Raw genomic sequence first — 17639 nt, forward strand, 5'->3', positions numbered from 1 at the left:
CCCCGGTCCCCCGCCCCCGCCCCCGGCGATCGTGGATTGATGGTGCCCCTGGAGGGGCCTCAGGAATCCACGATCACGGGTTACTGTGCCTCGGTGACCGCTTCCGACTGGCTTGGCGACACGCGGACGTCGTACGACGCGGTGGCGGGGAGCTACGCCGACATGTTCCGGGACGCGCTGGCCGGCGAGCCGTTCCAGCGGGGCATCCTCGGACTGTTCGCGGAACTGGTCCGGGCCGGCGGCGGTGGGCCGGTTGCTGACATCGGCTGCGGACCCGGGCGGCTCACCGGCCACCTGCGCCAGCTCGGCCTCGACACGTTCGGCGTCGACCTGTCCCCCGCGATGATCGACATCGCCCGGCGGGACCACCCGGGGCTGCGGTTCGAGGTGGGATCGATGACCGACCTCGACCTCACCGACTCCTCGGTCGCCGGTCTGCTCGCCTGGTTCTCCCTCATCCACATCCCCGACGACGAGGTTCCCACGGTCTTCGGGCACTTCCATCGGGTGCTCCGGCCCGGCGGGCCGCTGCTCGTCGGCTTCCACGTCGGTGACGAGGACCGGTTGAGGACGGAGGGCTACGGCGGCCATCCGATGCGGGTACACGTCCACCGCCGCCCGCCGCACCGGGTGGCGGGCTGGCTCCGCGACGCCGGGTTCCTCGTCGAAGGTGAGCTGGTCCACAATGCCGACGAGTACACCCAGGGGGCGTTCCTCTTCGCCCGCCGGAGAGCGGGAAACCGGTTGGCGCCGCCGTCGGCCGGACGGCATGATGCGGCTTCGTGCTGACCGACCTCTGGCCGCTGTTCGGCCTCGCCATCACCACCGAACGACTGGAGCTGCGGCTGCCCCGCGAGGAGGAGCTGGCCGCCCTCGCCCGCCTCGCGGGTGCCGGCGTACACCGTCCGGAGGAACGGCCGTTCCTCACTCCCTGGACCGAGGGCAGTCCGAGCGACCGGGCCGATCGGGTGCTGCGCGGCCACTGGAGCGCGCTCGCCGACTGGAGCGTCACGGACTGGCGGTTGGGCCTCGGGGTCTTCCGCGACGGTGAGCCGCTCGGCTCGGTGACCCTCCGGGCCAACGACTTTCCCGTCGTCCGGGAGGTCATGACGTCGTCGTGGCTCGGCCTGGAACACCAGGGCAAGGGGTACGGGACGGAGGCCCGCATCGGCCTGCTGACGCTGGCCTTCGACCATCTCGGCGCCCGGGCCGCCCGCACCGAGGTGTTCCAGGACAACCACGCCTCGCAGGGCGTGTCCCGCAAGCTCGGGTACGAACCTGATGGCATATCGGTCGACGCCCGCGGCGACGAGGCCCTCGTGTCGGATCGTCTCCGGCTGACCCGGGAGCGGTGGGCCGAGCGGCAGGGGCCGGCCGCCCGGGTCGACGGGATGGCCGTCTGCCGTTCGATGTTCGGCCTGGGCTCGTAGCGACTCCGGCCAGCCGGCGCGCACGTCCAGTTCCGATCACCTCGACCCGGCCCGGGTAGGTTGAACATCCGTGGCGGATGACGACCGGCGAGAGTGGTCGAGGCAGCTTCACGAGACGGGGTTCTGCATAGCTCCCGGAGCCCTTGACGCCGACCTGCTGAGCCGGTTACAGATCCGGTTCGGTGCGTTCGACGAGTCCGACCTGACCTTCGATCGCCGGGCGGAGACCGGTGCGTTTCTGCCGATGGATCTCACGGACGAGCTAACGGTCGAAGCCCTGACCTCGCCGGCACCATGGCGAATCCTGGCCGACCTCGGCTGGCAGCGCCCGAAGCTGCACAGCTTCTACGTGTCGACCAAGCCGCCTGGTTCGGGCGCGCTGCCCTGGCACTGCGACGTGTACTACCCGGCACCGGAACCGGCACCGACCGAACTGTTCATGCTCGCCTATCTGCATGACACCTCGCCGACCAACGGCTGCCTTCGCGTCGTACCCCGCTCCCATCTGTCTGATGACGCCATGCACGCCGCCCGGCACACCGGAGGGCCGGCGTCGGCGGCCACCCGGCCCGACGAGGTCGATGTGGCCGTCCGTGCCGGTGATCTGATCATCGCCGACCGCCGCCTGCTGCACGCGACCCATCCCAATCGGAGCGGGCACTGGCGCACCTGTCTCACCATCGCGGTGGCGCCCGCCTTCGAGAGCCTCCCGGAGAACATCAGGGCGCGCATCGTCACCAATCCCTGCCTGCCTGGCCCTGGGTGGTGGAATGACCGGAACATCGACGCGCGGCTGCACCCGCTGCTACCTCGATACGACGGGAATGCCGAACCGGTGCCCATCGACTGACGGTATGGCCGTTACTTCCAGCGGAAATGTACGAACAGTCGACCGAAGTTCTTCGAGTCCTTCTCCACCCGGTGGTAGAGCTGCTTGACGTCCTTCTGGTCGAGGAACCGCAGCACCCGCTTCTTGAGCTGACCGGACCCCTTGCCCGGGATGATCTCGACGAGGGTGGCCTTCTTGGCCACCGCCTCGTCGATGATCCCGCGCAGCGCCCGGTCGATGTCCTGCCCACGGTTGAAGATGTCGTGCAGGTCGAGCTTGAGCTTCATCGGCCCACGGTGCCCTCCACCCGGCGCAACGCGACCCGGTAATCGTCGTTGTCGGAATACATCGCGAAGGCGATCCGCAGGTGCCGCAGCGCCTCCCGGGCCCGACCGGCCCGCTCCAGGGTACGGCCCAGCACATGGTGGGCGTAGTGGTCGCTCGGGTTGCGGTCGACCAGCTCCCGCAGTTGCGCCTCGGCCCGGCCGAGCTGCGCCGACTGGAAGTACGAGCGGGCCAGCAACTGCCGTACGGCGGCGTTGTCCGGTTCGGCCTCGACGATCGGCTCCAACAACCGGGCGGCTCCGGTCGGGTCCCCCGATTCGAAGAACAGCGTCGCCCGTCGGTACTCCTCCAGGAGATCCATCCCGCTCGCCTCCTCGTGCTCGCTGTCACCAGACGCTGCCACAACAACGGCGGTACCGCGAATTAGTCCCGGCCCTCAACGGACCGGCCCCACGGACCGGCGCCAGGGACCGGCCGCCACGCACAGTCGCCGCCGACCGGGCGGCACGGGTCACGGGCCCTCGGCCATGGCCCAGGCTCGCACCCCGCCCAGGATGCCCGCGTCGTTCGGCACCACCACCACGTCGTCGCCCATCCGGGCGAGTTGCTCGGGGCGGATCAGCCGCGAGTTGCCGCCGCCCAGGTAGAGCCGGTCCCACAGGAAGACCGGCCGCAGGCCGTCCACCACCCCGCGTACCCGGCGGGACCAGAAACTGTCCCCCAGCCGGCGCCGTTCGTGTTCGCCGATGTAGGTGTCGTAGGTCATCCCCCACCGCACCGGGGCCTGGGACAGCTCCAGATGTGGTGCCAGCCGGCCGCCGTCGAACAGGGCGGAGCCCAGGCCGGTGCCGAGGGTCAACATCAGTTCACAGCCGGTGCCGGCCACCACCCCGGCGCCGTGCACCTCGGCGTCGTTGAGGACCAGGGCCGGCATGCCGAGCGCGTCGGCGATCGCCACGCGCGCGTCGAATCCGGACCATTCAGCCACCAGGTCCGGATCCACCCGGGTACGCGGACCGGAGCGGGTCACGTAGTGCGGTGTCGCCACCACCACGCCGTGCCGCAGCATGCCGGGCATGCCCACGGTCACCCGGTCGGCGGTCGGCAGCCGGCCGGCGAGGTCGACCAGGGTCTTGACGAACAGTTCCGGGGGAAGCGGGTACGGGGTGGGCACGCGGATCGGTCGGGCCCGCATCGTCCCACCGGCATCCAGCACGGATCCCTTGATCCCGCCCCCGCCACAGTCGATCGTCAACGTCGTTTCCACGCCGTTCAGTCTGCCGAAACCCCCGCGCGGGCGCGCGACCACCGGCTCTACGATCGAATCCTGATGACCGCCACGATGATCGCCAAGGGACTCGCCGCCGGGCACGGCGACCGGCCGCTGTTCGCCGGGCTCGACCTCGTGGTCGGTCCGGACGACGTGATCGGCCTGGTCGGCGCGAACGGTGCCGGCAAGTCGACGTTGCTGCGCATCCTCGCCGGGCTGGCCGTCCCGGAGCAGGGTTCGGTGCAGCTCAATCCGCCATCCGCCACCGTCGGGCACCTGCCGCAGGAGCCGGACCGCCGGCCCGACGAGACGGTCCGCGCCTTCCTCGGCCGACGCACCGGGGTCACCGCCACGCAGGCCGCCCTGGACGCGGCGACCGAGGCGTTGACCGCCGGCACGCCCGGCGCGGACGACGCGTACGCCGACTCGCTGGAGCGGTGGCTCGCGCTGGGCGGCGCCGACCTCGCGGAACGGGCCGAGCAGGTGGCCGCGGAGTTGGGCCTGGCGGTGGATCTCGACCAGCCGATGACCACCCTGTCCGGCGGCCAGGCGGCCCGCGCCGGCCTGGCGTCGTTGCTGCTCAGCAGGTACGACATCGTGCTGCTCGACGAGCCGACGAATGACCTGGACCTGGCGGGCCTGGACCGGCTGGAGGGGTTCGTCAGGGGGTTGCGCCGGGGCACCGTGGTGGTCAGCCACGACCGGGAGTTCCTCACCCGGACGGTCACCGCGGTGCTCGAACTCGACCTGGTCCAGCAGCAGGTCCGGTTGTACGGCGGCGGTTACGCGGCCTACCTGGAGGAGCGGGAGGTGGCCCGCCGGCACGCCCGGGAGGAGTACGAGGAGTACGCGCAGACCCGGGGTGAGCTGGAGGCGCGGGCGCGGACGCAGCGGGCCTGGATGGAGAAGGGCGTGAAGAACGCCCGCCGCAAGGCCACCGACAACGACAAGCACGTCAAGCATTTCCGGGGTGAGAGCAGTGAGAAGCAGGCCGCGAAGGCGCGGCAGACCGACCGGCTGATCGAGCGGCTGGAGGTGGTCGAGGAGCCGCGCAAGGAGTGGGAGCTGCGGATGGAGATCGCCGCGGCGCCGCGGGCGGGTGCGGTGGTGGCCGCGCTGCGCGCGGCGGTCGTCCGTCGGGGCGATTTCACGCTGGGGCCGGTGGATCTTCAGATCGACTGGGCGGACCGGGTGGCGATCACGGGGGCCAACGGTTCGGGCAAGTCCACCCTGCTCGGGGCGCTGCTGGGCAGGCTTCCGCTGGCGGCCGGTCACGCGTCGCTGGGTCCGGGCGTGGTGGTGGGCGAGGTGGACCAGGCGCGACAGCTGTTCCTCGGCGACCAGCCGCTGCTGGACGCCTTCGGCGCCGCCGTACCCGATCTGGTGCCGGCGCAGGTGCGGACGCTGCTGGCCAAGTTCGGGCTGCGGGCGGCGCACGTGCTGCGGTCGGCGGTGACGCTGTCCCCGGGGGAACGGACCCGGGCCGCGCTCGCGCTGCTCCAGGCGCGCGGGGTGAACCTGTTGGTGCTCGACGAGCCGACGAACCACCTCGACCTGCCGGCCATCGAGCAACTGGAGTCGGCGCTCGACTCGTACCCGGGGACGCTGCTGCTGGTCACCCACGACCGGCGGATGCTGGACACCGTCCGCACGAACCGGCACATCGAGGTGTCCGCCGGGCGGGTCACCGATCGTTGAGGCTGTCCCCGCGTGGGGCTGTCGTGTCGACGCCCTCGGGCGGCACAATGACCTCCATGGTCGCCTTTGAATATTCGCTGTTCGTACGGCGGCGGTTGGCCAGCCCCACGGAGGCCGGCTGGGAGGTCACGTTCGCCTGGTACGCCCCCGACGGCTCGATGGTCGACATGACGCCGTACGCGGACACGGCTGTCGCCCATCTCAACCGGCTCGGCGCGCAGGGGTGGGAACTGGTCACGATGACCGAGGACCATTCCCTGGATCACCCGAACGAGTTGCACCGCTATCACCTCAAGCGGATGGTGCAGGCACCCGCGCCGCGGCCCCGGATTGGTCGCTCCGGCCGGATGTCGCGCGCCCGCTGAACGCGGGGAGCCGGCCCGCCACCAACGCGCGGCTGGTTACCGGCGGCGCGTGACCGACGCAGCGTTACGGGAGAAGGGCTCTCCTGGTGCGCCGGACTAGTCGCGTCCTGGTGCGCCGGACTAGTCGCGGCCGATCGGGGTAGGCGGGACACGGAGGTGACCCATGGTCGCGCTGGCCCGGACCGCGATCCCCGCCGACCGGCTGAGGGCCGTCGACGAGTTTCTCGCGGCGGCGTACGCCGATCTGGTCAAGCACGACGACCGGTTGCGTGACGTGGCGGTCGAGGCGCATTTCGACCGGGGAGTGGCGCACCTGAGGGGAACGGTTGCCGACCATGGTCAGCACCGGTTGGTGCGCCAGCTCGTCGGGCGCCTCGACGGGGTGCTCGCCGTCTGGTCCCGGATCAGCGTGGGTGGGCGCGATCCGGTGGTGCTCGACCTCGGCTGCGGCGGCGCGAAGCAGTGGCCGGACAACCTCGGCTTCGACCTGCGCGCGGCGCACGGCGTGGACTGCGTCGCCGACCTGTCCGACTCGCTTCCGGTACGCGCCGACTCGGTAGACGTGATCTTCACGGTGCACATCCTGGAACACCTGATCGACTTCCTGCCGCTTGTCGACGAGTGTCACCGGGTGCTCCGCCCGGGTGGCACGTTGCACGTGATGAGCCCGTGGTGGGGACATGTCAACGCGGTGGCGGACCCGACCCATGTCCGGCTGCTCGACGTGCAGACGATCAAAGGGATCTGCGGGCGCTCGGGGGCGCCGCGCTGGTATCCGCTACACGCCGGCTGTGACGGCGCGTCGATTTTCGCGGATCTCACCCCGCTACCCGACGGCGACCCCGATCCCCCGCCCGGCCACCTGGCCCGCTTCTTCGACTGACCGCCCGACCCCGCAGTCAGGCGCGGCTGGCGGATCCTCCGGTAGCTCAGGAGGCGGGTAGCCCTCCCCATGCTGCGACCAGGGGGTGGCCCTCCATGATCGACTGCGCCCAGACTCGCCGTGCGGGGGTTGCTCGTCCGGGCCCACCGTGACGCCCGCGACCGCGCCGCCGCCCCAGATCGACTCGGTGTGCGGCATGTCGGTGGATGGCCGCGCACCCAACCCCCGACATGCCGCATCTCGTGTGGATCATCGACCCATCAACGCTCCAACTGACACCATCTCGCCCTGACCCGGCTCGATCATGAGGTTGGCATCGCGACACACCGGGGGCGGGATGGGGTCAATTTCATGATCGACCCAGGAGGGGTAGGGCGGCAGCCGGAAGGTGGGGCCGGGCCGGGTCAGCTCCGGCCGGCGGTGCTCTCCCGGATTGCGAGCCGGTAGCCGGCGGAGAGTTCTCGGGGAGCCCAAGCCGTACCGGGCACGGCGACGCCCCCCGGCACGGCGGCACCCCCCGGGACCGTGGCACCGTCCAGCCGGCCGGCCAGCAGGTCGACGGCGAGCCGCGCGATCTGCGCCTTGTCGGGCGCCACGGTGGTCAACGTCGGGATGGCGAACCGCCCGTCCTCGATGTCGTCGAAGCCGGCCACGGCGACGTCGTCGGGCACCCGCAGTCCCGCCTCGTGCAGCGTCCGCAGGGCGCCGAGGGCGAGGGTGTCGTTGAAGCAGAACACCGCGTCGGGGCGTACCCCGGAGTCGAGCAGGGCCCGCATGGCGGCGGCGCCGTCGGCGCGGTGCCAGGCCGCCGCGGGGGCGACCAGGTGCTCGTCGACGTCGATGCCGGCGGCGGTCAGCGCGGCGGTGTAGCCGCCGAGCCGGAGCCGGGCGCTGGCCCCCTTCGGGGTGCGCTGGGCGCCGATGGCGGCGATCCGCCGGCGGCCCAGGCCGATCAGGTGTGTGGTGATCTCGCGGGCCGCCGCCACGTTGTCGATCGCCACGTGGTCGGCCGGGCCGTGGTCGATCCGCTCGCCGAGCAGCACCATGGGCGTCCCGTCGGCCCCGTCGACCAGATCCGTGCCGGTGAGCGCGAGCGGGCTGAAGATCAACCCGTCGATCAGGTGGTCCCGGATGCCGGCGGCAACCATCCGTTCCTGCTCGCGCGAGCCGCCGGTCTGGTCGATCAGCACCGTCCAGCCCCGCTCCGCCGCCGCCTCGACCACGTGCCGGGCCAACTCGGCGAAGTAGGGCAGGTCCAGTTCCGGTACGGCGAGGGCGATCACCCCGCTGCGTCCCTTGCGCAGGCTGCGGGCGGACAGGTTGGGCCGGTAGTTGAGTTCGGCGATCGCCTCCTCGACCCGGGCCCGGGTGTCGGGCCGGACGTGCTGATAGCCGTTCACGACGTTGGACACGGTCTTCACCGACACACCGGCCCGTACCGCCACGTCCTTCAGTCTGTGCCGCACCGGACGCCTCCCCGCTCAGTCTGCCAGGACTCTATCGCGTAACGACCCCTTTACAACGTTGACTACAACGTTGTAGAAACGGTGAACGGCAGGTGAGGCCGATCACGTGGCAATGTCGCCATCGGCCGCCCTGGCGGCGCCGCCCGGCGGCGGACCTGACGTACGACGAAGGGCGGTTCTGGTGCAGACGGCTTCGGTCACGATCGATCCGGCGTTCCGCGTCGGCCCGGCCGACCGACGACTGTTCGGGTCGTTCGTCGAGCACATGGGCCGCTGCGTGTACGGCGGCATCTTCGAGCCCGGCCACCCGGCGGCCGACGACCGCGGGTTGCGCACCGACGTGCTCGACCTGACCCGGGAGCTGGGAGTCAGCATGGTCCGCTACCCCGGCGGCAACTTCGTCTCCGGCTACCGCTGGGAGGACGGCGTTGGCCCGGCCGGCGACCGGCCCCGCCGGCTCGACCTGGCCTGGAAGACCATCGAGACCAACGCCTTCGGCCTGGACGAGTTCATGGTCTGGGCACGGGCCGCCGAGGTCGAGCCGATGATGGCCGTGAACCTCGGCACCCGTGGCGTGCAGGAGGCGTGCGACCTGCTGGAATACGCCAACCACCCGGGCGGCACCCAGCTGTCGGACCTGCGCCGCAAGCACGGCGCCGAGGAGCCGTACGGCGTGCGGCTGTGGTGCCTCGGCAACGAGCTGGACGGCCCGTGGCAGGTCGGGCACAAGACCGCCGACGAGTACGGCCGGCTCGCCGCCGAGACGGCGAGGGCGATGAAGATGATCGACCCGTCGGTCAGCCTGGTGGCCTGCGGCAGTTCCAACTCAGGTATGCCCACCTTCGGCGACTGGGAGGCGCGCGTCCTCGAACACACCTACGAGCACGTCGACTACATCTCCCTGCACAACTACTACGACCCCTCCGACGGCGACGTGGACAGCATCCTCGCCTCGGGCGTGGATATGGACGCGTTCATCGACTCGGTGGTGGCGACCGCCGACCACGTCGCGGCCAAGCTGCGCCAGCGGCGCAAGCTCAAGCTCTCGTTCGACGAGTGGAACGTCTGGTACCAGTCGCGGCTGCAGGCCGACCTGGACCGGCGCGGCTGGGTCGAGGCGCCCGCGTTGATCGAGGACGACTTCACCGCGGTCGACGCGGTGGTGGTCGGCGACCTGCTGATCACTTTGCTCCGGCACGCCGACCGGGTCGGGGTGGCCTGCCAGGCCCAGCTCGCCAACGTGATCGCCCCGATCCGGACGCACACCGGCGGCCCGGCGTGGCGGCAGAGCATCTTCCACCCGTTCGCGCTGACCGCGCGGTACGCCCGGGGCACCGTGCTGCGTACCGAGCCGATCGGCCCGGAGTACGACACCGCCCGGTACGGCTCCGTCCCGGCCCTCGACACCGTCGCCGTGTACGACGAGGAGGCGGGCGAGTTGGCCGTTTTCGCGGTCAACCGGGGCGCCGGAGACCTGGCACTCGATCTCGACCTGCGGTCGCTGCCGGCCGCCGCCGGCGTCCAGCACGTCACGCTGGCGGCGGCCACCGACCCGGGCGCGGTGAACAGCGCCGACGCCCCAGACCGGGTGATTCCCCGCGAGCTGGACCGACCGGCCGTCGACGGCGGTCGCTGCCAGATCCGGCTGCCGGCCCGGTCCTGGAACCTGCTCCGTTTCGCCAATCGCCGCTGATCAGGTATACCTCCACTCCATCCCCCAAGGAGAAGTCGCATGATCCACAATCAGATGAGCCGGCGTCGCCTGCTCGGGCTGGGCGTCGGCCTCGGGACAGCCACCGCGCTGTCGTTGGCCGGTTGCGGCAGTGACGACGAGCCCACCGCCACCGGCAACGGCGGGAAGGACTACACCGGCCCCAAGGTCGACCTGAAGCTGTGGAACGGCTTCACCGGCGGCGACGGTGACATCTTCAAGAAGCTTGTCGACCAGTTCAACGGCGAGCACGAGAACATCGCGGTCACCACGGCGACGTACCGCTGGGAGGACTACTACGCGAAGCTGCCCGGTGCCGTCTCCAGTGGCAGCGGTCCGGACATCGCGGTCATGCACATGGACCAGATGGCCACCTTCGCGGCCCGCAATCTCATCATGCCGTTGGACGACGTGGCGTCCGCGCTGGGACTGACCGAGGCCGACTTCGCCCCGACCGTCTGGCAGGGCGGCACCTACAACGAGAAGCGGTACGGCATCCCGCTGGACATGCACCCGATGGGTTTCTACTACAACAAGGCCCTGTTGCAGCAGGCCGGGCTGGATCCGGAGCAGCCGCCGACCACGAAGGACGAGTTCACCGCCGCCCTGACCGCGCTCAAGGGGGCAGGCATCCAGGGCTTCTGGGTCAGCCCGTTCCCGTTCACCGGCGGCATGACCGCGTACACCATGATCCATCAGTTCGGCGGGTCGCTGTTCGACGAGGCGGGGGCGAAGGCGACGTTCAACGCCGACCCGGCCGTCGAGGCGTGCACCTGGCTTGTCGACATGGTCAAGCAGGGCCACTCGCCGGGCAACGTCGGGCAGGACGCCGACTGGCTGGCCTTCAAGGCCGGCAAGAACGCCTTCAACTTCAACGGCATCTGGCAGATCAACGACGCCGGCAAGAGCCCCGAACTCCAGTGGGGCGTGGCGGAGGTGCCGCAGATCGGCAGCCAGAAGGCGGTCTGGGCAAACTCGCACAACTTCACGATCGTCAAGCAGCGGCGGGACGACCCGAACAAGGTCGCCGGCGCCAAGGTGTTCATCAACTGGCTCAGCGAGCACTCGCTGGACTGGGCGGCGGGCGGTCAGGTGCCGGCCCGCAAGGCGGTCCGCGAGGACGCCAAGTTCGCGGAGCTGAAGAACATCTCGACGCTTGCCCCCGAACTGGAGTACGCGGCGTTCCCGCCGTCCAAGCCGGGCATCGGGGACGTGATCACCATCTTCTACGACTCGTTCAACGAGGCGGTGCTCGGCAAGAAGCCGGTCAAGCAGGCGCTCGACGACGGCGCCGCCAAGGCCGACAAGCTGCTCGAGGACAACCGCAAGAAGTACGGGAGCTGATCCGGCGATGGCCGACGTCATCGAGGCGGGGGCGGCGCCGTCCGACGCGCCGCCCACGGGCGCCCCGGCGCGCCGTCCGCGACGCGGCCCCGGCGCCGGCGGCGGTTGGGCGGGTGGCGCCACCCCGTACCTGTTCCTGGCGCCGTACCTGGTGCTGTTCGGTGTCTTCGGCCTCCTCCCGGTCGTGCTCGGGGTGTGGCTCAGCCTGCACCAGTGGGACTTCCAGCTGCCCAACAAGCCGTGGGTGGGGCTGGACAACTACCAGGAGCTGTTCAGCTCCGACTCACTGGTGTACGGCGACTGGTGGCAGAGCGTCCGGGCCACGCTGATCTTCACGGTCGGCACGGTGCCGCTGCTCATGCTGATCCCGCTGGGACTGGCCCTGCTGCTCAACCGGTCGTTCCCCGGTCGGACCTTCTTCCGGGCCGTCTACTTCGCCCCGTACGTCCTCGGCGTCGCGGTGATCGGCCTGCTCTGGCGCTTTCTTCTGGACGCGAACCTGGGGCTGGTCAACGCGGTCCTCGGGGCGGTCGGCCTGCCGGACGCCACCCCGTGGGTGACCGCCACGCCGTGGGCCTGGGTGTCGATGATCGGCGTGACGGTCTGGTGGACCTCCGGCTTCAATGCGGTCATCTACCTCGCCGGACTGCAGGACATCCCGGGCGAGCTGTACGAGGCGGCGACCATGGACGGCGCCTCGACGTGGGACAAGTTCCGGCACGTGACCCTGCCCGGGCTGCGCCCGGTGCTGCTGTTCGTGCTGATCACCACGATCATCGCGTCGGCCGGACTGTTCGGACAGTCGTACCTGATCACACAGGGTGCGCCGGGCAACGAGACGCGCAGTGTCGTCTGGTACATCGTCGAGCAGGGCATCGGCCAGAACGACGCCGGCCGGGCCGCGGCGATGAGCATCATGCTCACCCTGATGCTGGCCGTGGTCAGCGTCGCCAACTTCCGCATCTTCCGCTACCGGGGAGACTGAGGAGCCATCATGCGTACGCTGCCCCAGGTCCTGCGCTACGCCGTGCTCGTGGCGTTGGCCGCGGTGTTCATCGTCCCGTTGCTGTGGATGCTTATCACCTCGTTGAAGTCGTATCCGGACGCCCAGCGGATCCCGCCCACGGTGCTGCCGGACCCGCTCTCCACCCACGGATACCAGCAGATCTTCAGCGCCGGATCAGCCAACCCGGTCCTGCGGTGGTTCCTCAACAGCATGGTCGCCGCCACGCTGCACGCGGCGCTGGTGCTGGTCACCGCCTCGATGGCCGCGTACGCACTGGCCCGGCTGCGGTTCCGCGGCCGGAGCGTGGCGTTCGCGGTGATCGTCGGCACGCTGTTCGTGCCGCCGGCCACCCTCATCGTCCCGTCGTTCCTCATCGCCGACGAACTCAACTGGCTGGATACCCTGCTGGTCGTCGTGGTGCCCGGCGCGGCGAGCGCGTTCGGGGTGTTCTTCCTGCGGCAGTTCTTCCTCTCGCTGCCCCGGGAGTTGGAGGAGGCGGCGGTGCTCGACGGCGCCAACCAGTGGCAGGTGTTCGTCCGGGTGGTGCTGCCGCTGTCCCGACCGGCGCTGGCCACCCTGGCCGTGCTGTCGTTCCTGACGAACTGGAACGACTTCCTCTGGCCGGTGTTCGTCCTGTTCAGCCCGGATCGGTTGACGCTGCCGTCCGGCCTGGGACTGTTGCAGGGCGCGTACAACACCGACTTCCCGGTTATCATGGCCGGCGCCATGCTGGCCAGCGTCCCGGCGCTGATCCTGTTCGTCCTGGCCCAGCGGCACATCATCACCGGCGTCTCGCGGAGCGGGTTGAAGGGATGAGCCGACGCGCCGCCCTGCTGCCGACGATGCTGGCCGCCGTCCTGCTGGCCGGATGCTCGTCGTCCGGCTCGTCCGCCGAACCCGATCCGCCAGCCGCAGGGGAGAACGACCCGTCGATGTTCACCAATCCGGTGTACGCCAAGGACAGCCCGGATCCGCAGGCCATCCGGGTCGGCGACACGTGGTACCTGTTCCACACCAACGCCGAGGCACAGAACGTCCCGGTGCTCACCTCTCCCGACCTGGTGAGTTGGACGCCGGCCGGGGACGCGCTGCCCACCCTCGGCGCGTGGGCCCAGACCGGCAAGACCTGGGCCCCCGAGGTGATCGAACTGGAGACCGGCCGGTACGCGCTCTACTACACGGCCGCCCGGCAGGGTGGGCCGCAGTGCATCGGCCGCGCGGTGGCGACCGCGCCGCAGGGCCCGTACACCGACGACTCCACCGAGCCGCTGATCTGCCAGGCCGACATCGGCGGGGCCATCGACGCCAGCCCGTTCCGGGACACCGACGGCAGCCTGTGGCTGCTGTGGAAGAACGACGGAAACGCGGTCGGCGACGACACCTGGCTGTGGTCGCAGCGGCTCACCCCGGACGGGTTGACGTTGACGGGTGAGCCGGCCAAGCTGCTCAAGCAGACCGAGCAGTGGGAGGGTGAGCTGGTCGAGGGGCCGTTCTTCTGGCGCCGGGAGGGCAAGCTCCACCTGTTCTTCGCCGCGAACGCCTACCACAACTTCAGCTACGCGGAGGGGTACGCGGTCTGCGAGTCACCCACCGGGCCGTGCACCAAGGCGACGGAGAACCCGATCCTCAAGTCCACCGACGCGGCCTCCGGTCCGGGCCACGGCTCGATGGTGGAGAAGGACGGCCGCACCTGGCTGCTGTACCACGCCTGGCCGCCGGGTGCGGAGGGCGCGGTCGAGCCGGGCCGGCAACTCTGGTTGAGCGAGGTGACCTGGGTGGACGGCAAGCCGCAGGTGCGCCCGCCGAGCAAGGATCCGCAACCCCGGCCGTGAGCCGGAAGCAGGGGCCCCGCACCGACGAGAGGGCCCCTGCTTTCCCGCTCTCAGCCAGCGGCGGCCGGCTCGACGTTGTCGTCGCGGTGCTCCTCGCTCTCCCGCCGGGCCAGCCGGTTCTTCCGGCGGCCGTAGCCGACGTAGATCAGCGCGCCGAGCAGCAGCCAGGCCAGGAACCGCAGCCAGGTCTCCACCGACAGGTTGGTCATCAGGTACAGGCAGGCCAGCGCCGAGACGATCGGCAACACCGGGGAAAACGGCACCTTGAACGGGCGGCCCCAGCGCGGGTGCACCTTGGCGATGCCGCGCGGGATCAAGCCGTCCCGGCCGATGGCGAACCCGATCCGACTCAGCGTCACCAGAGGCGAGACCTAGTGCACATCCATGGGTGACGATCCACCCGGACGGGCACGAAGCCGGCGCAGCATCCGGGCATCGGCGAAACCGACCGCCCGGGCGGCGGTCTCCACCGTGGCGCCGTGACCGATCAGATGCTCGGCCCGCTCGACGCGGAGCAGTTGCTGGTAGCGCAGCGGGGTGAGCCCGGTGGTAGTGCCGAACAGCCGGGTCAGCGTGCGCTCACTGACCCCGGCCAGCGCCGCCAGATCGGCCAGCGGCAGCGGGTCGGCGAACCGTTCGTCGATCGCGTCCTGCACGCGGTGCACCACGTCGCTGAGGTGCGCGCGGTGGCGCAGCATGGCGCTGTGTTGCGACTCGTGCCCGTTGCGCCGGGCGTACACCACCATGGCGCGCGCCACCCGGGCCGCCAACGCCGGGCCGTGCCGGACCGCCAGCAGGTGCAGCGCGAGATCGATCCCGCTGGCGATGCCGGCCGACGTGATGACCCGCTCGTCGACGACGTACAGCCGGTCGCGCAGCACCGTGGTCGCCGGATATCGGCGGGTCAGTTCGTCCTGCATCTCGTGGTGGGTGGTGCAGCGCCGCCCGTCCAACAGGCCGGCCCGGCCCAACGCGTCCGCGCCGGAGCAGACGCTTGCCACAATGCCGCCGGCCGCGTGGTGCCCGGCCAGCCGGCGGCCGGTGGCGGCGGTCATCGGCCCGGTTCCGAGCAGGTGCGGAGCCTGCCAGCCCGGCACGACCACGAGGTCGGCCGGGTCCAGGGCGGGCCAGTCGACCGAGGCGCGCACCGGCAGCCCCTGGGCGGTCATCACCTCGGCCCGCTCGGCCACGTAGTGCAGCCGGTAGTCGAGACCCTCGTCGGCCGCGGTGGAGAAGACCTGCGCCGGACCGGCCAGGTCGAGCAGGTGCAGCCGAGGCAGCAGCAGGAAGACCACCCGGGTCACGCGCGATCCGATCAGCCGCGCGTCGCCGCCGGCACCGCGCCGGTCACCTCGGCCACGGTACGGATGGTCGCGAACCGGCCGGCCAGCGCGTACTCGGTGCGGGCGATGATGTCGTCGGTGCCCAACGTCCGCGGGTCGGCCAGGATCTCCGCGAGCGGCCGGCCGGGCGGGGCGGCCCAGTGCTCGATCGGCGTCGTGGCGGTGGCGTCGGTGACGAACGTGACGTCGTAGCCGTAGTCGAAGGCCACCCGGGCGGTGGTTTCGCAGCACTGCTCGGTCCGGATTCCGCAGACGGTCACCTCCCGGATGCCCCGAGTGGTGAGGATCTGCTGGAGGTTCGTGGTGGTGAAGGCATTGTGGGCGTACTTGGTGAGAATCTGCTCGCCGTCGGCGGGCGTCAACCCGTCCATCAGCCGGACGAAGCCCCGGGCCGGGTCGAACACGCCACCGGTGCCCGGCTCGGAATGCAGCACCCAGACGACCAGGTCGCCGCGGTCCCGGGCGGCGTCGACAAGCCGATTGACCTGGTCCACGATTCCGGGATTGGAGGTGACGGCCCAGTTGGCCCGTTGACGGAAGGACTCCTGGACGTCAATCACGACGAGAGCTGCGGTCATGCCACCATCGTGGCCGGTCGGACCGGTCCCGACCAGCCACGATCGGGCACCGGGGCGGACCGATCCGGTCACCGTGGAGAACGGACCAACGTTGCCGTCAGTCCGCGCTGACGGTCGGTTCGGAGCAGGAGTCGAAAGCCAGCCAGGGGCTGAAGCCGGTGAGTGCGTCGGGAGCGTGGTCACCGCCGGCCGCCGGCCCGGTACAGGTGCGGCGCGAGACACCGGGTGAGCCGTACCGGTCCCGCCGGGTGTCGATAACCACCGTTATCCGCCCGGCCGCGTCCGCCGCGTACGACTCCGTGATCGGATCCCCCTCGGCGGTCGGCGTGCTGACCGTCAGCCGGGCCGGCCGACCGGTCCCGGCGGCGTCGACGAAGCACGAGACAGCGCCGGCCGGGAGCCGCTCGCCCTGGTCGAGGGCGAACGTTCCGCAGTCGGCGACGACCGCCTCGGTCGTGGTTGCCGGGCCGGTGGCCGGTGGCCGGTGGCCGACGATCTGGTACGCACCGAGGCCGCCCGCGACGAGCAGGACAGCCCCGGCGACAGCGACAGGTGGCAGCCAGGGGACCCGCCGCGCACGGCCCACCGCACCGTTGTCGGTGACGCCGGCGAGGACGCGTTCGCGCATCCGCCGGGTGGCCTCGGCGGACAGATCGTAACCGGGCGGGAGTTGCTCTGGACAGGTCATCGTTCCTCCACCGGCAGGTTCCGGTCATCGAGCAGCCGCACCAGGCGGCGTCGGGCACGGCTGACCCGGGCCCGCACGGCGTCCTCGCTGATGCCGAGGACGACCGCGGCGTCCGGATACGGAACACCCGACCAGACGCAGAGCGTCAGCGCGGCTCGTTCACCTGCTGGTAGTCGGCGGACGGCCCGCAGCACGGACCGCATGCGTCGTTCGCTGTCGATCCGGCCGGCCACGTCCTCGCCGACGTCGCCGGTGGGGCCATCGACGGGCGCCCGCAGCAGCGCCTTCCACCACCGGGCGAGCGAGCGCTGCTGGTCCCGGACAACGTTGGTGGCCACGGCGAGCAGCCACGGCAACAGGGAATCGTCCACCAGCCGGGCCTGTCCACGCTTCCGCCAGGCGAGCAGGAATGTCGACTGTGTGGCGTCCTCGGCCGCCGCCCAGGACGCGGTCAGCCGGAAGCAGTGTCGGTGCACGGCCTGGACGTGCCGGTCGAACAGGGCGCCGAAGGCGTCCCGGTTTCCCGCTGTCGCCGCGGACCAGAGCTGTCGGTCGGTGCCTCGCACCATGGTTCCCACATCAGGTCATGGCCGGCGACGGCGGTGCTGTGACATCCGAGTCCCGCGCACCCTGCCACATGGGGTGCCAGCCGGGACCAGGCTATCCCCGCTCCGGCCTCCCACGCCGGCCCTGCCGGTCCGTCCGGTCAGCTCCACCGGACGGACCGGGCCACCTGTCGGGGAGGGGACAGGGCGGCCGGCGCGGAACCGGGTTCCGCGCCGGCCCTGGATCGATGACCAGGCGCCATGGGACAAGGCACCGCCGGGTTCGGCCACCGACCTCACCATGCAGAGCGCCACCGTCGCGCCGGGTGTTACACCGACCCGACCCGATGGCGGCGGTAGGGGGAC

General features: G+C 70.9%; 20 protein-coding genes. 11 read left to right on the forward strand and 9 right to left on the reverse strand.

The genetic code is table 11. The features are described 5' to 3' along the window. Positions 1 to 39 precede the first annotated feature (39 nt). The 3 genes from ACFQUZ_RS28750 (at position 40) to ACFQUZ_RS28760 (ending at position 2280) form a co-directional block, all read left to right on the forward strand. Positions 40 to 789 carry a class I SAM-dependent DNA methyltransferase gene (locus tag ACFQUZ_RS28750; RefSeq protein ID WP_377447902.1) on the forward strand — a complete coding sequence of 250 codons (750 nt, stop codon included), beginning with the start codon at positions 40 to 42 and terminating at the stop codon, positions 787 to 789. Then, positions 783 to 1430, forward strand: a complete 648-nt coding sequence (locus ACFQUZ_RS28755; protein WP_377447793.1) for a GNAT family N-acetyltransferase — start codon at positions 783 to 785, stop codon at positions 1428 to 1430. The genes ACFQUZ_RS28750 and ACFQUZ_RS28755 overlap by 7 nt, the downstream gene beginning before the upstream one ends. 70 nt (positions 1431 to 1500) lie before the next feature. Next, a complete protein-coding gene (locus ACFQUZ_RS28760) occupies positions 1501 to 2280 on the forward strand; it encodes a phytanoyl-CoA dioxygenase family protein (RefSeq protein ID WP_377447795.1) in 780 nt (259 codons plus the stop codon). Positions 2281 to 2291: 11 nt separating this feature from the next. Here the strand turns inward: ACFQUZ_RS28760 and ACFQUZ_RS28765 are convergent, their stop codons facing one another. The 3 genes from ACFQUZ_RS28765 to ACFQUZ_RS28775 all read right to left on the reverse strand — a co-directional run bounded on the left by ACFQUZ_RS28765 (position 2292) and on the right by ACFQUZ_RS28775 (position 3811). Further along, positions 2292 to 2546, reverse strand: a complete 255-nt coding sequence (locus ACFQUZ_RS28765; protein ID WP_377447797.1) for a Smr/MutS family protein — start codon at positions 2544 to 2546, stop codon at positions 2292 to 2294. Further along, on the reverse strand, positions 2543 to 2905 hold the full coding sequence (locus ACFQUZ_RS28770; RefSeq protein ID WP_377447799.1) for a tetratricopeptide repeat protein: 363 nt from the start codon (positions 2903 to 2905) through the stop codon (positions 2543 to 2545). Before ACFQUZ_RS28770 ends, ACFQUZ_RS28765 begins: the two co-directional genes overlap by 4 nt. Positions 2906 to 3055: 150 nt before the next feature. Continuing rightward, entirely contained in the window at positions 3056 to 3811 is a 756-nt protein-coding gene (locus ACFQUZ_RS28775; protein WP_377447800.1) for an ROK family protein, read from the reverse strand. Positions 3812 to 3874: 63 nt separating this feature from the next. Here ACFQUZ_RS28775 and ACFQUZ_RS28780 point away from each other — a divergent pair, with 63 nt between their 5' ends. From ACFQUZ_RS28780 to ACFQUZ_RS28790, 3 genes are all read left to right on the forward strand, one after another. After that, the gene (locus ACFQUZ_RS28780; RefSeq protein WP_377447802.1) at positions 3875 to 5512 is read left to right on the forward strand and encodes an ABC-F family ATP-binding cassette domain-containing protein; all 1638 of its coding nucleotides are present in this window, start codon (positions 3875 to 3877) and stop codon (positions 5510 to 5512) included. Between the two features lie 56 nt (positions 5513 to 5568). Next, complete coding sequence (locus tag ACFQUZ_RS28785) at positions 5569 to 5877, forward strand: hypothetical protein (protein WP_377447804.1); 309 nt, start codon at positions 5569 to 5571, stop codon at positions 5875 to 5877. Between the two features lie 163 nt (positions 5878 to 6040). Beyond that, a complete protein-coding gene (locus tag ACFQUZ_RS28790; protein ID WP_377447805.1) occupies positions 6041 to 6760 on the forward strand; it encodes a methyltransferase domain-containing protein in 720 nt (239 codons plus the stop codon). Positions 6761 to 7164: 404 nt separating this feature from the next. Here the strand turns inward: ACFQUZ_RS28790 and ACFQUZ_RS28795 are convergent, their stop codons facing one another. Further along, entirely contained in the window at positions 7165 to 8226 is a 1062-nt protein-coding gene (locus tag ACFQUZ_RS28795) for a LacI family DNA-binding transcriptional regulator (protein WP_377447807.1), read from the reverse strand. Positions 8227 to 8407: 181 nt separating this feature from the next. Between ACFQUZ_RS28795 and ACFQUZ_RS28800 the strand changes: the two genes are divergently transcribed. From ACFQUZ_RS28800 to ACFQUZ_RS28820, 5 genes are read left to right on the forward strand one after another with little or no spacing between them, the layout of a single operon-like run. Then, positions 8408 to 9919: an alpha-N-arabinofuranosidase gene (locus ACFQUZ_RS28800; RefSeq protein ID WP_377447809.1), complete on the forward strand. Its 1512-nt coding sequence runs from the start codon at positions 8408 to 8410 to the stop codon at positions 9917 to 9919. Between the two features lie 39 nt (positions 9920 to 9958). Beyond that, the gene (locus tag ACFQUZ_RS28805; protein ID WP_377447811.1) at positions 9959 to 11281 is read left to right on the forward strand and encodes an ABC transporter substrate-binding protein; all 1323 of its coding nucleotides are present in this window, start codon (positions 9959 to 9961) and stop codon (positions 11279 to 11281) included. 7 nt (positions 11282 to 11288) lie between these two features. Further along, positions 11289 to 12266: a carbohydrate ABC transporter permease gene (locus ACFQUZ_RS28810; protein WP_377447813.1), complete on the forward strand. Its 978-nt coding sequence runs from the start codon at positions 11289 to 11291 to the stop codon at positions 12264 to 12266. A 9-nt stretch (positions 12267 to 12275) separates the two neighbouring features. After that, entirely contained in the window at positions 12276 to 13103 is an 828-nt protein-coding gene (locus tag ACFQUZ_RS28815) for a carbohydrate ABC transporter permease (protein WP_377447815.1), read from the forward strand. Then, a complete protein-coding gene (locus tag ACFQUZ_RS28820) occupies positions 13100 to 14119 on the forward strand; it encodes a glycoside hydrolase family 43 protein (RefSeq protein ID WP_377447817.1) in 1020 nt (339 codons plus the stop codon). The genes ACFQUZ_RS28815 and ACFQUZ_RS28820 overlap by 4 nt, the downstream gene beginning before the upstream one ends. Positions 14120 to 14169: 50 nt before the next feature. Here ACFQUZ_RS28820 and ACFQUZ_RS28825 read toward each other — a convergent pair whose 3' ends face one another. The 5 genes from ACFQUZ_RS28825 to ACFQUZ_RS28845 all read right to left on the reverse strand — a co-directional run bounded on the left by ACFQUZ_RS28825 (position 14170) and on the right by ACFQUZ_RS28845 (position 17297). Then, a complete protein-coding gene (locus tag ACFQUZ_RS28825) occupies positions 14170 to 14478 on the reverse strand; it encodes an amino acid permease C-terminal domain-containing protein (protein ID WP_377447819.1) in 309 nt (102 codons plus the stop codon). 12 nt (positions 14479 to 14490) lie between these two features. Continuing rightward, positions 14491 to 15423, reverse strand: coding sequence for a GlxA family transcriptional regulator (locus ACFQUZ_RS28830; protein ID WP_377447821.1), 933 nt, complete (start codon positions 15421 to 15423; stop codon positions 14491 to 14493). Positions 15424 to 15434: 11 nt separating this feature from the next. After that, on the reverse strand, positions 15435 to 16040 hold the full coding sequence (locus ACFQUZ_RS28835; RefSeq protein ID WP_377447823.1) for a cysteine hydrolase family protein: 606 nt from the start codon (positions 16038 to 16040) through the stop codon (positions 15435 to 15437). Between the two features lie 97 nt (positions 16041 to 16137). Further along, positions 16138 to 16728, reverse strand: a complete 591-nt coding sequence (locus ACFQUZ_RS28840) for a hypothetical protein (RefSeq protein ID WP_377447825.1) — start codon at positions 16726 to 16728, stop codon at positions 16138 to 16140. Then, complete coding sequence (locus ACFQUZ_RS28845; RefSeq protein WP_377447827.1) at positions 16725 to 17297, reverse strand: RNA polymerase sigma factor; 573 nt, start codon at positions 17295 to 17297, stop codon at positions 16725 to 16727. Before ACFQUZ_RS28845 ends, ACFQUZ_RS28840 begins: the two co-directional genes overlap by 4 nt. Positions 17298 to 17639 lie beyond the last annotated feature (342 nt).

Source organism: Plantactinospora sp. GCM10030261 (assembly GCF_042666615.1).
GTDB lineage: Bacteria > Actinomycetota > Actinomycetes > Mycobacteriales > Micromonosporaceae > KBS50.

What these genes read in the sequence shown, in the direction of transcription:
- ACFQUZ_RS28770 (WP_377447799.1), bottom strand. Translation starts at nt 2,905, where the DNA reads ATGGATCTCCTGGAGGAGTACCGACGGGCGACGCTGTTCTTCGAATCG.
- ACFQUZ_RS28840 (WP_377447825.1), bottom strand. Translation starts at nt 16,728, where the DNA reads ATGACCTGTCCAGAGCAACTCCCGCCCGGTTACGATCTGTCCGCCGAG.
- ACFQUZ_RS28790 (WP_377447805.1), top strand. Translation starts at nt 6,041, where the DNA reads ATGGTCGCGCTGGCCCGGACCGCGATCCCCGCCGACCGGCTGAGGGCC.
- ACFQUZ_RS28810 (WP_377447813.1), top strand. Translation starts at nt 11,289, where the DNA reads ATGGCCGACGTCATCGAGGCGGGGGCGGCGCCGTCCGACGCGCCGCCC.
- ACFQUZ_RS28835 (WP_377447823.1), bottom strand. Translation starts at nt 16,040, where the DNA reads ATGACCGCAGCTCTCGTCGTGATTGACGTCCAGGAGTCCTTCCGTCAA.
- ACFQUZ_RS28820 (WP_377447817.1), top strand. Translation starts at nt 13,100, where the DNA reads ATGAGCCGACGCGCCGCCCTGCTGCCGACGATGCTGGCCGCCGTCCTG.
- ACFQUZ_RS28780 (WP_377447802.1), top strand. Translation starts at nt 3,875, where the DNA reads ATGACCGCCACGATGATCGCCAAGGGACTCGCCGCCGGGCACGGCGAC.
- ACFQUZ_RS28805 (WP_377447811.1), top strand. Translation starts at nt 9,959, where the DNA reads ATGATCCACAATCAGATGAGCCGGCGTCGCCTGCTCGGGCTGGGCGTC.
- ACFQUZ_RS28785 (WP_377447804.1), top strand. Translation starts at nt 5,569, where the DNA reads ATGGTCGCCTTTGAATATTCGCTGTTCGTACGGCGGCGGTTGGCCAGC.
- ACFQUZ_RS28750 (WP_377447902.1), top strand. Translation starts at nt 40, where the DNA reads ATGGTGCCCCTGGAGGGGCCTCAGGAATCCACGATCACGGGTTACTGT.
- ACFQUZ_RS28815 (WP_377447815.1), top strand. Translation starts at nt 12,276, where the DNA reads ATGCGTACGCTGCCCCAGGTCCTGCGCTACGCCGTGCTCGTGGCGTTG.
- ACFQUZ_RS28845 (WP_377447827.1), bottom strand. Translation starts at nt 17,297, where the DNA reads ATGGTGCGAGGCACCGACCGACAGCTCTGGTCCGCGGCGACAGCGGGA.
- ACFQUZ_RS28765 (WP_377447797.1), bottom strand. Translation starts at nt 2,546, where the DNA reads ATGAAGCTCAAGCTCGACCTGCACGACATCTTCAACCGTGGGCAGGAC.